Source organism: Paenibacillus pectinilyticus (assembly GCF_001700435.1).
Classification (GTDB): Bacteria; Bacillota; Bacilli; order Paenibacillales; family NBRC-103111; genus Paenibacillus_E; species Paenibacillus_E pectinilyticus.
In genome coordinates, this window is the sequence record NZ_LYPC01000014.1 from 715,069 (window position 1) to 730,614 (window position 15,546).

Annotated in this window: 12 protein-coding genes and 1 riboswitch; of the genes, 8 read left to right on the forward strand and 4 right to left on the reverse strand. The window is 40.4% G+C overall.

Features of this window, described 5'->3' with window-relative positions:
- Window positions 1-20: 20 nt before the first annotated feature.
- The gene (locus A8709_RS10205; protein ID WP_065852248.1) at window positions 21-383 is read left to right on the forward strand and encodes a LacI family DNA-binding transcriptional regulator; all 363 of its coding nucleotides are present in this window, start codon (window positions 21-23) and stop codon (window positions 381-383) included.
- 9 nt (window positions 384-392) lie between these two features.
- Here A8709_RS10205 and A8709_RS10210 read toward each other — a convergent pair whose 3' ends face one another.
- The 4 genes from A8709_RS10210 to A8709_RS10220 all read right to left on the reverse strand — a co-directional run bounded on the left by A8709_RS10210 (window position 393) and on the right by A8709_RS10220 (window position 6,396).
- Window positions 393-1,046: a cysteine hydrolase family protein gene (locus A8709_RS10210; protein WP_065852249.1), complete on the reverse strand. Its 654-nt coding sequence runs from the start codon at window positions 1,044-1,046 to the stop codon at window positions 393-395.
- A gap of 220 nt (window positions 1,047-1,266) precedes the next feature.
- Window positions 1,267-1,371 (reverse strand): YjcZ family sporulation protein, encoded by a 105-nt coding sequence (locus tag A8709_RS33635; protein WP_084224803.1) that lies wholly within the window; start codon window positions 1,369-1,371, stop codon window positions 1,267-1,269.
- A gap of 135 nt (window positions 1,372-1,506) precedes the next feature.
- Complete coding sequence (locus A8709_RS10215) at window positions 1,507-4,569, reverse strand: non-ribosomal peptide synthetase family protein (protein ID WP_065852250.1); 3,063 nt, start codon at window positions 4,567-4,569, stop codon at window positions 1,507-1,509.
- An 84-nt stretch (window positions 4,570-4,653) separates the two neighbouring features.
- On the reverse strand, window positions 4,654-6,396 hold the full coding sequence (locus A8709_RS10220; RefSeq protein ID WP_084224804.1) for a methyl-accepting chemotaxis protein: 1,743 nt from the start codon (window positions 6,394-6,396) through the stop codon (window positions 4,654-4,656).
- A 143-nt stretch (window positions 6,397-6,539) separates the two neighbouring features.
- Window positions 6,540-6,624, reverse strand: a riboswitch (cyclic di-GMP riboswitch).
- A gap of 320 nt (window positions 6,625-6,944) precedes the next feature.
- Here A8709_RS10220 and A8709_RS10225 point away from each other — a divergent pair.
- The 7 genes from A8709_RS10225 (at window position 6,945) to A8709_RS10255 (ending at window position 15,493) form a co-directional block, all read left to right on the forward strand.
- Complete coding sequence (locus tag A8709_RS10225) at window positions 6,945-7,412, forward strand: DinB family protein (RefSeq protein WP_065852251.1); 468 nt, start codon at window positions 6,945-6,947, stop codon at window positions 7,410-7,412.
- A 201-nt stretch (window positions 7,413-7,613) separates the two neighbouring features.
- Window positions 7,614-9,416 carry a cache domain-containing sensor histidine kinase gene (locus tag A8709_RS10230; protein ID WP_065852252.1) on the forward strand — a complete coding sequence of 601 codons (1,803 nt, stop codon included), beginning with the start codon at window positions 7,614-7,616 and terminating at the stop codon, window positions 9,414-9,416.
- A gap of 15 nt (window positions 9,417-9,431) precedes the next feature.
- Complete coding sequence (locus A8709_RS10235; protein WP_065852253.1) at window positions 9,432-11,018, forward strand: response regulator; 1,587 nt, start codon at window positions 9,432-9,434, stop codon at window positions 11,016-11,018.
- Window positions 11,019-11,129: 111 nt separating this feature from the next.
- Window positions 11,130-12,587, forward strand: coding sequence for an ABC transporter substrate-binding protein (locus A8709_RS10240; RefSeq protein WP_065852254.1), 1,458 nt, complete (start codon window positions 11,130-11,132; stop codon window positions 12,585-12,587).
- Between the two features lie 66 nt (window positions 12,588-12,653).
- Window positions 12,654-13,568 (forward strand): carbohydrate ABC transporter permease, encoded by a 915-nt coding sequence (locus A8709_RS10245; protein WP_065852255.1) that lies wholly within the window; start codon window positions 12,654-12,656, stop codon window positions 13,566-13,568.
- Window positions 13,553-14,428: a carbohydrate ABC transporter permease gene (locus A8709_RS10250; protein WP_167357046.1), complete on the forward strand. Its 876-nt coding sequence runs from the start codon at window positions 13,553-13,555 to the stop codon at window positions 14,426-14,428. Before A8709_RS10245 ends, A8709_RS10250 begins: the two co-directional genes overlap by 16 nt.
- 21 nt (window positions 14,429-14,449) lie before the next feature.
- Entirely contained in the window at window positions 14,450-15,493 is a 1,044-nt protein-coding gene (locus A8709_RS10255) for a peptidylprolyl isomerase (protein ID WP_065852256.1), read from the forward strand.
- Window positions 15,494-15,546: the final 53 nt, after the last annotated feature.

Genomic DNA, 15,546 nt, shown 5'->3' on the forward strand with positions numbered 1-15,546 from the left:
AAAGTTCAGGGGATTATTGGATGGCTAGTCGTCAAGAAGTTGCGGAACGTGCTGATGTCTCTGTTGCCGTAGTATCATATGTGCTTAACGGCAGGACCAACGTTAATTGGCTGTACTTGTTAATTATATGGGGAATCCTTTCGAGGCAGGTTTATTATTGCATATCGAATCCGCTGCGAGGAAAGAAGGATTCCTGGTGTTTTTTCAAAGCTATACATCGGATATGGAAGATCCACTCATCTCATCCCTGCGCGGGCGAGTGGATGGGATTCCTGCTCGGTCAGCAGTTGATGACGGAGACCTACGACCGGATTCATGACTGGAATGTACCGCTATTATCTGTGACCATGAATTCATCTGTCTCTATTCGTATAGCTAGTTAGCACAAACGATTACATCGTTATAAGGCTAATTTTGGTTAGCGCTGCCCGATTTCGTGTTCCCGGACTGTTAAGCATATGCCAAGCCGTGTACTGCTCAGCGTAAGGATTGCTTGCGGACATGCCGTCAACAGGAATAATGACATTGAAACCTCTGAATGCAGCGCTAGTGGCTGTATGAAGAACTGCGCCGTTGGCGGAATAACCTGTAATTAGAACGTTTTTTATACAATTTGCTTGTAATATCTCTTCTAAATTAGTTTGGTAGAATTTATCAACGTTTGATTTCACAATTGGATCGCCTGGTGCAGGAGTTAGTTGCCAAGCAATATCCGTGGAATCTCCCGCATGTGTGAGACTGTAAACAACTAGCATGCCAATTTCGCGGCTCTTCGTCAACAGATGGTTAATCTTAGATATAGATGCTAGACAGCGATAATTATTGCAAATCGAGTTCTCCATATCCAAAACCAGAAGTGCGCTTGTGCTGGGGTCAATGACAATGGATTGAAGCTCTGGCGCAGGAGGTATGGAGATCGTATTCCATTCATCAATAATTGTCTTATCACTTACATTCGTTGGGTTAACCGTCTGTAACCAAAAACCATGATAACTAGGACTGTAAAAGTCACACCAATCCTCACATAAAGGGCACCAATAGATCATGCTATTCCTCCCTCATATATCCTATTGTCATATATATTAATTAAAGGAATAGAAGGTGACATAACCGTTATTCCGATTACTTATTGATTAGAGATGGATACTGCCCACTTACTTACACTTACCCACTCAAAATCCTTAACAAAAAGGCAACCCCCATCCATCCATTAGGACGGTCGGGGGTTGCCTCTTCATTTAAAGCCTTTCCTTGTTGATCAAGGAATTACCAAACAAAAGCTGACGTGATGATGACCAAAAGAATAAAGAGAACCAAGACAAATGCGCTTGTACGTCCATGACCTACTTCTCCACAACCTACTGCTCCCATGTTTACTCACATTCCTCTCGATGATATTTTATTACCGTATTATCATACGTGAGGGACATGGTTTTTGATTGTACGTATGTCATTAGAGCGGTTTATTTCCATGAAAGATGATTGTGTGTTCTGTGATTTTCGATCCTACGCCTTTGGGAAATATCCTCGTTCGACGGCATGCTCAACAAGAGCGGCAACCAATTCTTTTAAGTTGGGCAAAGGGCTTAAGGAACCAGCTTTCTGAATGGAGCTCTCGCAGTCATACAGGTACGGGGAGGTTCTAACCCCGTCGCCTTCCAATAAGGGGATGGCTAATTGAACGGCTTCCTTGCTAATGTTGTTGCCTACGGTAATGACCCACTTTTCGAACTCTTTTGGCGGTAAGAGGTCAATGGAATACCCTAGATCTCTCAACGCTTCAATGAAGGCATCATAATGGGCTTGAATCGGATTACAGATGTGGTAGATTTCACCGAATGTGCGCTGTTTCATTAAGGCAACCATAAAGCTGCTCGCAAAGTCTATGGGGGAAATATCCATATAGGTATCAACGACAGGCGCTTTACCTAGCAGCAGGAAAGCCTTAATCATCCGATAGAAGTAGTTTTCATGTATGTTGGTTTGAAAGCGGCCCGTCACACTGTGGCAGGATAGATTGCCTGCTCGATAAATCGAACATGGCAGCCCGGCCATAATGGCCTCAACGACGGACTTTTCTGCTAAAAGCTTGCTGTTTGTATATACATTTTCCAGTTTATACGTATAGAAATCCGTCATATTTTGGGATCCGGTTTCCCAATAACCCGATGATGCCATATCTTCCGGTATTCCTATGGTAGAAACAAAGTGGAAAGGAAGGGTCTTTCTTTCGTATACCAATTTCAGCAGGTTTTGAGTGCCAATCACGTTCGTTGCTTGAAAATCATCCGTACTGCCAAAATGTCTAACATCCGCACCAGCATGAATGATGGAGGTGATTTTAGTGGTCATGAGCTTGTGGTCTTCGTCGCTTAGACCTAAGTCCGCATTGACCAAATCACCCTCGAGTACGAAAATCCTGTTCGTATACTTGGCGAAGAACTCTTGACCTAAGTAGGAATCCAACGTTTCCCAAACCCTGGAGATTCCGTTATGACCCAATTTAGGGCGAACCAGTAGGTGGAGGTTGGCCTTCGTGGTTGTTAACAGTTCATAGATCAAGTGTGAACCTAAATAGCCAGTTGCTCCAGTTAGCAAGATGTCCGAACCTAAACCGTCTTGGCCACTCAACGCTACCTTTGGTAGAAGAGGCAACTCACTAAGTGTTATATACTCGGCGACAGGCGTTACTTCTTCTTCATCCGTATCGGTAGGTAACGTAGCCATATAGGCAGCCAAATCCTTCACGGTTGGATGTTCATACAAATCATTCATCCGCAAGTTGAGATAATCCTGCTTTAATCGGGATAAAACCGCCATAACCCCTAGAGAATCTCCACCGATCTCGAAAAAACTTTCATTGCGGCTGACACGCGTAAGTCCTAAAACTTCAGACCATACGGATGCTATGACATGCTCTAGTTCACCGACAGGCTCTTCATAAGGAATATTTGACTCGGCAAGATCGATGTTATCCATGGCGAGCAGTTTTTTTCTGTCTACTTTGCCTGTTGGCGAGAGCGGTATTTCTTTTAGACTATAAAAGAAACTAGGAATCATATAGTAGGGAACATATGATTTCAAATGCTCGCGCAGCTCAGCACTGGTTACTTGTGATTTGACCGAGTAGAAGCAAGATAAATGCTTTACCGTATTGTTATCCTGGATAGCGACCACGGCTGCATCGAGGACGGAAGGGTGTTTGGACAAAGCGTTCTCGATCTCGCCTATTTCAATGCGGAAGCCACGCAGTTTTAATTGCCCGTCTTTCCGATACTGAAATTCAAGGTTGCCATCCGGTAAGATTTTGACTATATCGCCCGATTTATAAACTTTTGCATTCGGGACACTGCTGAAAGGGTTAGGAATGAAAACTTCATTCGTTTTGTCAGGAAGATTCAAATACCCCTTGGCGAGGGCAAAGGTTTCGATGAAAAGCTCTCCTTCTTCGCCGACTTCCGCAAGCAAACCGTCAGCTTTCACTACGTAAATCTTGAAATTGCCGATAGGAGAGCCAATAGGGACCGTTATCGATTTGCTGTTCCAATAGTCCGTTATTTTGTAGGTGGTAGTCACGACGGTGCACTCTGTTGGACCATAGGCATTAAAAATAATGATATCTTTTCCAAACTTATCTTGGAATTTGCGTACATGATCAGAGAGCAGCGCCTCTCCGCCGACGATAATATGTCTGACTGTCCGCCACATGGATTGGGGGGAAGGAATTGTCGTTTCGGATAACCTATTAAATACAGATGTGGGAATACAACCAATGATAGTTATTTTTTTGCTTTCAAGAAGTGATACAAAAAGATCAGGCGTCAGTTGCTCATCCTTTGTCAAAATGACGAGCGTTGCACCGTTCAGCAAGCAGTTAAATGTGTCCAAGATGGAAGCATCAAAACTAAAGGTAGAAAACTGCGTGAGTACGTCAGCACTCGAAATGTTCAATTGGTTGGTGAACGTATTCCAAAGATTCACGACTCCTCTGTGAGCAATCAGTGTACCTTTCGGATTCCCGGTGGAACCAGAAGTGTAAATGACATAGGCCACATCATCTGGCGTGAGGTTGGCATCCTCGAAGCTCGTTTCATTGTGCCCAAAACAATGCTCTATGGAAATGGGGGTATCGATACCTAACGTAAGACATAACTCAGCTGCGCTTTCGAGGTGGCTCTCTTTTACAATCAGTTGTTTACAGCTAGCGTTCTGTACGATATACCGATTCCGTTCAATAGGGTGCTCCGGGTCAATAGGGACATAAATGCCACCCATGCGTAATACTCCAAGAATGGAGATGACGGTTTCGGGACTGCGCTCCATATAAATACCGACAAAATCGCCTTTACGGCAGCCGGCATTCGTCAATGCGTTCGCAACCTGAGAACTTTTGTTGAATAAGTCAGCATAAAGAATTTCATTGTTACCGTGAGAGATTGCTGCTTTGTTTGCATACCTCGTTGCTACGCGCCGAAAGATGGATGATATCGTTTCTGTTGCTGGGTAGGCTTCGTCCGTATGGTTGATTTCTCTGTAGATGGACGGTTGGTCATTGACGAGATTCAGCATGGTCTCTCTCCTCTATGTTTGGACTATGATATTGGAACGGATTACACAACGACAAACGCTGTGCAATCCGGAATACCTAACAATTTATTTCATCTCAATGTCAAACTTGCCTACCATTTTGCTCAATTCCTCTGCAACCGTAGAGAGCTTGCTGGCGAACATGGAAATGCTTTGCAACGAAGATTCCTGGGTTAGTACGGAGTCCATAATTTTGTTCGTACTTTGTGCTGTTTTTCTGGATATCCCGCTTAATTCTCCCATCATCGCCGTTACTTGCTCTGTACTTGCAGACATTTCTTGTGTAGCGGATGAAATATCTAGCACTTGACTCGATACAATCTGTGAGGCATCCAAAATATTGGTAAAGGATTCACCGGTGGTTTTAGCAATATCCAATCCTTTTTTGGTTTCATTTGTCCCTTGCGTCACGAACGTAGCAGTGTTATGTGTCTCTGCTTGGATATCGGCAACAAGAGCTTCAATTTGAGTTGTCGAATTTTTCGATTGATCGGCCAGCTTGCGAACCTCGGCGGCTACTATGGCAAAACCTCTGCCATGTTCGCCAGCACGAGCAGCTTCAATACTAGCGTTTAGGGCTAGTAGATTGGTTTGAGCAGTTAAATCCTTAATGAGATTGAGAATATTTCCGATCTCTTCCGACTTCGACTCAAGGAGCTTGATCGTGTCTGCAGTTGAGTGCGAGTTCGTATTTATGCGTCCCATTTGATCAGATATCGTTTGGGCAGCCATGTTGCCTTCTTCGGATAAATTTTTCATTGCATGAGAAGCAGTAGCAACCTCATTCGCATTTTGAGCAATGGCTTGCAAAGAAGACGCAATTTCTTCAATCGATCGTCCACATTCTTCAGTTGAATTTTTTTGCTGGTCGACATGCGTATTCATATCCCTGATTTCAGTTGTGATCAGCTCAATGCTGTGACGATTGTCTTCCGTGATGCCAAACAGTTCGTGTGAAGTGTTCGATACACTTGAGGCGGTTTGTTTAATGCTGGATAATACTTCACGGATATTAGAGAGCATCGTATTAAATTTTTGATTTAATTCGCCGAAGCCGCCGTTTTCTTCCAACCTAAAATTAAACTTTCCGTTCGAAGCTAGCTCGATTCCGAGCATCAACTGGTTGATCGGCATAAGTGTTCTTCTTGCCACCCAATATTGTGCCCCACCGCAAATCACCAAGGCAATCAAGAGTAGAATGATCGTGCTCACGAGAAACGATTTTTGGGCATCAGGGATCATTTTGGCGTTTACATCAATGCCAAAGTAAGCTGTAACATTGCCGCTATCGTCCATAATGGGATAAAGTACGCTGACCCAAGTGCCGTAATCATCTTTATAGTGAGAAGTAAAAGTTTCGGTTTTGGTTTTCAACATGCTTTTCAGACCGTTAACGATCTCTTTGGGCTGCTCATACATATCCCCGATGTTTAACCCGGCTTCTTTAAATGCTTTAACAACGTGACTCGGGAATGAAATCAACGATGTTTTATTGCCATCCGCTAACTCAACACCGAATATGTACGCTTGCGCAACATTGGCGTTGAAGGCGGTGTAACTATCAAACAATTTGGTTAACCGTTGCTGCTCGCTTGCTTCATAGCTTTTATCACTTAGTGCGCCCTGAACATCTTTATTGGTGATGCCTTTTGCCCACACGGATGTCATATTATGAGTTTGCTCTCTTAGCGTATCGGTTAAAATTCGATTTTGAAAATAGGCACTGACAGAAATCAGGACAACCCCGATGACGAGCAAATTGATCATCGAGAACAATAGATTTTTACCGAAATAATTCTTGGTTTTCAAGTTAACTGCACTCCTTAAGTATGATTTGAACTGACATATAAAACGATAATGTGCGAATATCCCCCATTCTTCGACATTTTTTTTAAGCAAAAGGCGTAAAAAAAGCCCAACCCAAGATGTTCGGGATAGGCTGACTATCACAAACTGGCGGTTTGGCAGCCATAGCTTTGAAGCTTTAGGCCCATAACTTTGCGCCCTTACCTTTCGGTAAGTTTGCCATTTTCAGTAAAAGTACCTTACAATTTATGACTATTATAAATTATTGATACATTCCTGTAAATACCATTTGTATATATGTAATATATACAATGTGTGACATATGCTACTTTCCGTGCATACAAAAGGATCAAAAGTAGGCTGTGCGTATAGGTAAATGGCATCAGTTACACATCGGTTATATGCATTCCAATCGTCTTATTTACAAACATTTAACGTGTAATTGATGCTATACTTGTAAATATTCATGGGTATATTATGGAAGAGTGTATGGTCAGCATATTTATTATGGATCGTCAAACATCGCTGAATTTCAAACAAGGAGAGTAAACATGGAACATATCATATTCAATCAATTGGCATTTGCTCGAAATAACACGCTTAAAGTACTCGAAGGCATAACGGAACGTACCGCCACTTCCATTCCAGAGAAATTTAGGAATCATATCCTATGGCAGGCCGGACATATTTATGTGGTCCAAGAGAGGTTTGCCTTGTTACTCCATGGTTTGGAGGCACAACTTCCTGAATCGTTCCTGGCATTATTCGTCGCGGGGACTACACCGCTTACTTGGGCGGAGACTCCGCCTACGATGACGGAAGTGGTCGACATGTTGCGGAAGCAACAAGAACGTATTCAAACCGCATTAAAGGATCGACTTTCGGAACAAGCGCCTGCGCCGTATAAGACCTCCAGCGGGTTCACACTGGAAACCTTTGGCGAATTTCTTAACTTTACGTTATATCATGAGGGTATGCATGTCAGTTCGATTAAGCATTATAAAATGCTGTTAAACTAGTTCGGAGATAGTAAAGAGTGATAGCCTTACGAGAAATCGTTGGGCTATTTGTCATTGGTAGTCATAATTTTGATCAAATCCCAAAATATATCAAACTAAGCACAAAAATTATCATGTGAGAACCTAAGCAATGTAACTAAAATGATGTATGAATACGTCTGATTCATTTTGAAAGCGCAATCATTTCGAGGGGGGATTCGAGTGAATCCAATTCGCTTTTTCAAGAAGAGTATCCTGCATAAAATCATGATCTCCTTCTTGTTCGTTATGGTGTTACCTACTTCAGCTATCAGTATAAGTTCTTATGTCGTATCCGTGAAAATATTGAAAGCGAAAGTAAGTGATTACTTTCACGAAAATCTCTTATATATCGGAAGTTCAATTGAGAAGGAATTATCAGGAATAGAAAAATTAACAGAATTGATTTATATCAATGAGGATATTCAGCAGGCGATTAGTTCAGATAACAGGAACGAATTAGACTACTATGCCAATTATAAGAAGGTCGATCAAGTCATTAATAATTTAGAATTTTACTCCAACTACTATAAATACATTACTTCTCTTTTCATTTTTGGCATGAATGGCAGTGAATTTAGATATGGGAATGGAAGCGATGCGAATGCCATTGATACTAAATTACTGCTGGCATCGAGTTGGTATAAACATTCAGAGGAATTAGGGGGAAATGTTCTTTGGATCGGTGTACATGACAATGATAATAAGTCGGGAATGGCACAGGTTAAACAAGTATTTTCGCTTTCCCGATTTATTAGAGATTTTAATAACAGGAATATTGGAAGCTTGTATGTGAGTCTAAATACGAATGTATTTACGGATATATTAAGTAAGGCATCTCCTAATACCCAAAGTCAACTCTACATTGTAGATCAGTTTGGTAAAATCGTATACCCGCAAGAAAAGTTGGCGAAGAGTCTGGAGTCGGAGGGCATTATCCTGCCTAAAGAAAAAAATCTGTCCAACTTCGAGATCAAGAACAATGGCAAAGCTTATTTGGTATCTAATTATGATTTGGATAAGTATGGCTGGAGAATCGTTCAAATGGTACCGCTCGAAATATTAACGAAGGATAATAAAGTTGTATTTACAATTACTACCTTTGTATTTTTTCTTTCTTTGTTGATTTCAGGCGTGCTTTGGTTTTTCATATCAGCTGGCATTGTAAAGCCCATCAAAAAGTTAACATTGACGATGAAAGATGTGAGAGCTTCAAATTTACTAGTGAAATCCAATATTACAAATATTGATGAAATTGGTCTTCTCAGTGTGAACTTCAACTACATGATTGAGCGGATTAATTCACTGTTTAATCAAGTCGTGGAGGAAGAAACTAAGAAGAGAAAGGCGGAAATGAAGGCGCTGCAAGGGCAAATTACACCTCATTTTCTTTACAATACCTTGAATACCATTCGATGGATGGCTATCATTCAAAAATCAGATGGAATTAAAGAGGTTGTAGATGCCCTTGGAAGATTATTGAGAAATACATTCAAAGAGAGAAGCACGCTAACTACCATACGTGAAGAATTGAGCATGATTAAAGATTATGTGTACATTCAACAAACACGATATCGCGAAAAGTTTCAGGTCTACTATGAAGTAGATGACGAAGTATTAAGTTTGACATGTGTCAAATTCATTCTACAACCCATTGTTGAGAACGCCATTTTTCATGGGCTGGAACCAAAGGATGAATCTGGTTTCATTCGAATTCGAATAGTTGCGTGGCAATCAACGCTCCAAATAACGGTTGAAGACAGTGGGGTGGGGATGTCGGATAGTCAGATATCGCAAATTTTAGCAAAGAACGTTCTAGAGGAAGATCCCTTAGGCGGGATTGGTGTACATAATGTAAATCTTCGTATCCAAATGGTCTGTGGTGAACGATACGGCATTCAGATCGAAAGTGAACTTGGTCGTTATACAAAGGTTCATATTATGCTTCCTGTGGACATCATGGAAAACTCCTTATATCAAGAATAGGTGGGGGAAATCATATTGAAAATATTAATTGTTGATGATGAAGCTCTTGTAAGGATAGGTATTAAATCCCTCATACCTTGGGAAGAGTTGGGGTTTGAGCTGGTGGGTGAAGCGGAAAATGGTAAAAAAGGATTAGAGATGGCGAGAGCCTATTCGCCGGATATTATTTTGACGGATATTAAAATGCCAGTGATGACGGGAATTGAATTAATTAAGCAATTAAGGCAAGATAATCATCCAGCGAAATTCATCGTATTAAGTGCCTATGATGATTTGGCATATGTCAAAGAGGCCATGAAGAATGGTGCGGAGGACTATATTCTGAAACTAGAGCTGGAGCCTGATAAGTTGATTCAGATTATGCAAGAGTTAAGAACTGCCGTAGTATCATCCAAAAATAGGGATGTGAATAGGGCTATTTCGCATGAATATCCACGTATATATACGGCTTTACATAAAGATAAATTTTTCAAAGATTTGCTATTAGGTGTTATTCAGAATAAAGAAGAAATTTTACGGCAAATTCATGTCCTGCAATTAAATTTTTTGGATAAAAATGTAAGGTGCTTTATCGTCGAGGTCGATGATCTGACGATTTATGATAAATATGGGGAATCGCCGCATTTGCTTGATTATTCGATTATCAACATCGTAGAAGAAGTGCTATCCAGTTACGCGGAAGGGCATGTTGTAAGCATTCATCCGAAGCAATTTATAGCTATTTTTTCTTTAAGAAAAACAGAGAGAGTGGAAGCGGGAGATCGGCTCAATGAGTTGACAACCAATGTGAGAACGTCATTGCGCAAATATTTAAGTACATCCGTTTGCATTGGGATCAGTAATGATCATCCTAATTATATGCATATCAAACAAGCCTTCAAGGAAGCGAATGAGGCTATCCGACATAAATTTATCCTGCCGAGAGGGAGCGATATTCATTATCGAGACATTAACCAAATGTCCATACAAGAGAACGAGGATATTTCTGCCGAAATGAAAAAGGTTGAATCGGCTCTGTTTGATGGAGAAATCAAGGTGATTCATGATGCGCTGCAACTGTTTATACAGAAAATACACCATTCCAATAACTTAACCAAGGAATTATTAACGGGTTTAAGTTACTCCATTTATTATTTATTCCAAACCTTTGTAGAAAAATATCAATTAACAGGAAAAAATATCATAAATAAAGAGATGTACAATGAGATAACAACTATGAATTTAAAGGTTGATTTTATAGTGTGGATGAACGATTTGAATCAGCGAATTAAGGAGCAGTTGCTAGAGAACAATGAGAATATGCGGGTATTTATAACGAAGCAATTTATCAATAAGCATTATAAAGAAGATCTGTCTTTAGAAAAGGTTGCCGAACATTTACAGCTTTCTACTGCTTACTTGAGCAATCTCTATAAAAAAGAAACAGGCCAAAATTTTGTTGAATATATTACCGAAGTTAGGATCAGACAAGCGAAGTTCTTATTAAAAACGACGGATTTAAAAATCGCCGAAATAGCTAGAGAAGTAGGATACGCTGATGAATATTATTTTAGTAAAGTATTCAAGAAAAATGTCGGAGAGTCTCCCCTCAAATATAGATAATTGTCCATAATCTCAAAATAAAACATTTTTTCTTAATTTATTCTAAAACCAAAATTATTTATTTGGACGGAAGTAGAGAAATGAAATTAAGTCGAAAGATATTACATTTGAATGGTTGGTGTTACGAATTATAGTAAAGAAGTGGCAGAAACAACCGAAAAGGGGTATGTAAAAGTGGGGAAAATGAACGGTAGAAAAGCAAGTACTTCCTTATTAATCTGTGGCATGATCGGCCTAACGCTAGCAGGCTGCAGCAGTAAGAAAGATGAAGTGGTCCCAAGCGCAGTCCCAACAGTTGCACCAACTAGCAGTACGGTGGCTACACCTGAGGCCAAAAAGGAGCCAGTAACTCTCAAATGGTATTCCACTTCTGGCAATGCGAACTTACCGGCTACAAAAGCACTTTTAGAGGATTATAAAAAGTATTCGGGCAACACCGTGGAGTTAGAAACGGTTGCCGGCGATGGGGATGTTATTTACAAAAAAATCGATATTGATCTTTCGACATCGGGAAGTGTAGATATTATCCCATTGCAAAACCCAATCATTCATGCGAAATATGCAAACAGTGGTTTTCTTCTTCCTTTGAATGATCTTTATAAAGAATCAGGGGTGGATTATGAGAAGAAATTCGGGAAATACTTAACCAAATTCAACGATAAAGTTTACATGCTGCCAACGGGCGCAGGAACATGGGCCGTCTTCTATAATAAAAAGATTTTTGATGATGCTAAAGTGCCTTATCCGAAGGGCGAATGGACATGGGATCAATATGTAGAAACAGCGAAGAAATTAACGGATCCAAGCAAGGGGATCTACGGTTCAAACTTCCCGGATTACGATAATACGTTCTATTTATTAGCCGCACAAAGAGGGATTAGTGGCTATAAAGCGGATGGTACATCGAATTATGATGATCCTGCATTCAAAGAATCCTTACAATGGTTAGGTGATCTAGGGAATAAATTAAAAATTCAGCCAAGCTGGCTTGAAACAAAGTCGAAGAAAATTCCTTATGACGTCTTTATGAACGGGAAATATGCGATGCAATTTACAGGTACTTGGTTTGCCTTTGCACCGATCGATTTGAAGACGTATCCACGCGATTGGAAGGTTGGAATTACACAGCCGCCTGTTGATCCTAATGGTAAGAACATGATTGGTATTACGTCAGGCAATGGGATTAATAAATTTTCGAAACATCCGAAAGAAGCAGCTGATTTCGTTAATTGGGTTGCTGACAATCAATATAAGTATGGCGGTTCTGGAACACCAGCACGTGTAGATTTAACGAAAGAAGATACGGATAAAATATTTAATGAAATGGCAGCCAAGTTCCCAACGACAGATGGGATTACAACGGATGATCTGAAAGATGTATTTTTGACACCTAACTTAGGTCTGAAACCAGAAAAAATTACAGGTTCGATTGCTGCGGAATATGGGAAAATTATTTTACAAGAAGGCGAATCGTACCTTGTAGGACAGAAACCGCTGGATGATACGATCAAAGCCATCAAAACGCGTGCAGATGAAGCGATCGACAAAGCTAAAACCGTGAAGAATTAGTACCATCCATTTGTAAGGGGCACTTATAGAGATAGGGTGCTCCTTTGTTTTAGGAGGAAGTCGGAGATGTCTAAGCTGAACATAAAGAGAACTATCGGAAGCCTAGAGAAACAAGAGGCACGAGCAGCATTGGTATTTGTTCTACCCTTTTTTATTGGATTTATTATTTTTCAATTTGCGCCTTTATTTTATGCCTTTTTTATTAGCTTTGTGGACCTGAATAATTTCAAACCATTACATGCTGTTACATGGGTGGGGCTAGCCAATTATACAGCGATTTGGAAGGATCCTATAGCAGTCTCATCTTATTTAAAAAGCTTTTATTATACGATCTTGTATGTTCCATTCCTTACGGCTGTTGGATTCATTGCCGCTGTGCTATTAAATAAACATTTCTATTGGAAGAGCTTTAGTAGATCCTTGTTTCTAATGCCATATGTGGCAAACATTGTGGCGATCTCGATTGTGTTTTCATTGCTGTTCGATCCATTTGGTGGGTTTGTAAATACGTTACTTAAGGTACTAGGTATTGACAATCCGCCATTATGGTTTGCAAGTGCTAAGATGGCGATTCCCACCACAGCCATGGTTGCGGTTTGGTTGAATTTTCCTTTTCAGATGATTGTTTATTTGGCAGCACTACAAGGTGTATCCAAGGATTTATATGAAGCTGCAGACATCGATGGGGCATCAAGGTTCAAAAAAATGGTAAGTATTACGTTGCCAATTATCTCTCCGACAAGTTTCTTTTTAATCATAACAGCGACTATTGGTTCATTTCAGAACTTCACGATTTTCAACGCATTGACCAAAGGTGGGCCAGGGACAGCTTCCCGAGTGAGTTCGCTCAATATCTATGAAGAGGCTTTCTCATTCAATCACTACAGCTATGCTGCCGCACAAGCCATTGTCCTGTTTCTTATTATTATGGTGATAACAATTATCCAATGGGGAGGGCAGAAGAAATGGGTGCATTATTAATAGCGAAACAATCTACGCAAACGTATATCCATAAAAGCAGACTATCTTTCACTACGCTTGCTTACTCTATCTTGGTTTTTATCGTCGCGTTGCTCATGCTGTTTCCTTTTCTATTTATGATATCCGCCTCACTGAAAACGACGGCTCAAGCGTTTAATGAACCACTTAAACATATGATTCCTGAACAGATCTATTGGGGGAATTATCAAACGTTACTCTCCTCGCCGAATTACTTTCGCTGGATTGGAAACTCGTTGAAAGTGGTAACGCTCTCCATCCTATTACGTGGAATTGTGGTAACAATGGCTGCCTATGCCTTTGCCAGATTGAATTTTAAAGGAAGAAATGTCCTGCTGTTTATATCCTTGTCGACCTTAGCTATTCCTCCTGATACAACAATCGTAGCGAGATTTCTAATCTATAAGTATATGCATCTAATCAACACGCATTGGGTGCTAATTATTCCAGCTGTTTTTGATGTATTCTTTTTATTTCTTTTGAGACAATTTTTTATGGGGATTCCCAAAGAGCTCACGGAGGCGGCAATCATTGACGGATGTTCCCATTATCGTGTGTATTTTCGCATCATTCTTCCCCTTGCGGTTCCTGCTTTAATGACCATGATAGTATTTTCTTTTGTTTATATTTGGAATGATTATGCAAGTCCTTTTATCTTCATTTCAAGCGAGAAGAAGCAAATGGTAACCGTCGGACTTCAATACTTTTCAACGCAGTATGGTTCCAATTACTCACTTCAAATGGCTGGGGCTTCGATTGTTATCTTACTGCCGATCTTGCTTTTCATATTTGCTCAAAAGTTTTTTGTTGAAGGCATTACGTCAAGCGGTATCAAGGGATAAGCATAGAAATGAGGTTTATTTATGAAGGTTTATCGAGTAATGAATCATAAGCGGAACCCTCATTCACGTCAAAGTAACCGAATTGTTGTCATTATGTTCATTTTAATTTGTGCCATTATTTCATGGAAAGGGGGGATTTCGCGTTCAACGAATAGTAATCAGATTGTACATTCGACAGCAGATACAGATGTGGTAGCCACAGTGAATGGTGAACCGATTCAAAAACGTGAATTTGTCGCCCTATTAAATCAACATCACGGCGATACGAATTTACCATTTGTCACAGTAAAGGAAAAGGTGTTGCAAGAGCTTATTCACAGGAAGGTAACGCAACTCGAAGGAAAGAAAAGAGGGATTATCCGATCGATTTCGTATTCTGACTTTCTGGTTGATCTAGACCAAGAGAATAAACGTAGAATGGAGGCCATAGCGAATAAACAAGCGATTTATGGCCCCGGGCAATACACAGAACAAACCTATTACTCCGAACAGTCGAACAAATTGATCCATGCATTGAAGGATGACTTGGCTAAGCATGATTTCGATATGTCAGAAGATAAACTTCGAGCATGGTATGAAGTGAATAAAGAAGAGATTGCCTCGAAACAAGATAACTTGAAGTTCAAAGAGATTATAGAGCCTACCAATGATCGTGAAGCATTAGCACGTATGCAGCTTGTTAAGACTCGTATTCAGAATGGAGAAAGCTTTGATCAGATTTATGATGAAAGGAGGGGAGATAACCGTTCAAGTTCGGCGAGAGAGGAAATTTTAGATGAAACCAATCTTAGGGACTTTGCCAAATACAGAGAGGCACTGTACCAGGTTGCGAAGAATCTGAAAGTCGGAGAAGTCAGTGAGATTATTGCAGATCGGGGGGGATACGTTCTAATCCAGTGTGTAGAAAGAAAAGCTTCAGGCTACAAGGCATTTGAAGATGTACGTTCGGAGATACAACTTGCCTATATCGATAGTCAATATGATCAATATATGAGCCGGCTTGAACAACAGGCGGAGGTAAAAGCGACAGAGTTATATAACCAAATAACGTTACAAAATGGTTGAATTGATCTTTCAGAGGGAGAATGGCAGCGGCTCAGATGATGCCCATTTTTCTA